Origin of the sequence: Arthrobacter sp. JUb115, assembly GCF_004365035.1 — a bacterium.
In the GTDB taxonomy this organism is placed as follows: Bacteria; Actinomycetota; Actinomycetes; order Actinomycetales; family Micrococcaceae; genus Glutamicibacter.
Window position 1 is genome coordinate 1 of sequence record NZ_SOBS01000029.1, and the last position, 1,074, is coordinate 1,074.

Sequence of the window (1,074 nt, forward strand, 5' to 3'; positions counted from 1 at the left end):
GGCGGTTGCGAGGAAGTTGATGTCATCGAGACGCTGGCGATCGAGCGCCTCAAGGACCTGTTCGGGGCGAAGTTCGCCAACGTGCAGCCGCACTCCGGTGCGCAGGCTAACGCCTCGGTGTACCACGCGCTGGTGCGTCCAGGCGATACCGTGCTGGGGCTGAACCTGAACCACGGTGGCCACCTGACCCACGGGATGAAGCTGAACTTCTCGGGCCGCTTGTTCAACATCGTTCCTTACGGTGTGGACGAGGAAACCTATGAGGTGGACATGGACGAGGTGGAGCGCCTTGCCATCGAGAACCAGCCGAAGATGATTGTTGCTGGCTGGTCGGCGTACCCGCGCCAGCTGGATTTCCAGCGTTTCCGCGAGATCGCTGACAAGGTTGGCGCGTACCTGTTCGTGGATATGGCGCACTTCGCTGGCTTGGTGGCAACCGGGTTGCATCCTTCGCCGGTTCCGCACGCTCACGTGGTGACTTCCACGACGCATAAGACGCTTGCTGGTCCTCGTGGCGGCATTATTCTCTCGAATGATGCGGAGATTGCGAAGAAGTTGAACTCGGCGGTGTTCCCTGGTCAGCAGGGTGGTCCGTTGGAGCACGTGATTGCTGGCAAGGCGGTGGCTTTCAAGATTGCCGCTTCGCCGGAGTTCAAGGAGCGCCAGGAGCGGACCTTGGCTGGTGCGCGTATTTTGGCTGAGCGTTTGACCCAGGAAGATGTTGTTGCCAAGGGCATCAGCGTTTTGACTGGTGGCACGGATGTTCACATGGTGCTCGTTGACTTGCGTAATAGCGAGTTGGATGGGCAGCAGGGTGAGGATCTTTTGGCGCAGGTGGAGATCACGGTGAACCGCAATTCGGTGCCGTTTGATCCTCGTCCGCCGATGGTGACTTCGGGGTTGCGTATTGGTACCCCGGCGTTGGCTACCCGTGGTTTCTCGGAGGCTGCGTTTGCTGAGGTTGCGGAGATCATTGCGCAGGCGTTGATTGCTGGTGCTGAGGGTAATGCGGCGGTGTTGCCGGAGCTGAAGGATCGTGTTCTGAAGCTTGCCGCGGCCCACCCGCTGTACCCG

The 1,074-nt window shown here is 60.1% G+C and carries 1 protein-coding gene; it reads left to right on the forward strand.

Annotated elements, in window-relative coordinates:
* A partial coding sequence (glyA, locus tag EDF61_RS18665; RefSeq protein ID WP_133835124.1) for a serine hydroxymethyltransferase occupies positions 1–1,074 on the forward strand: 1,074 nt, incomplete at both ends.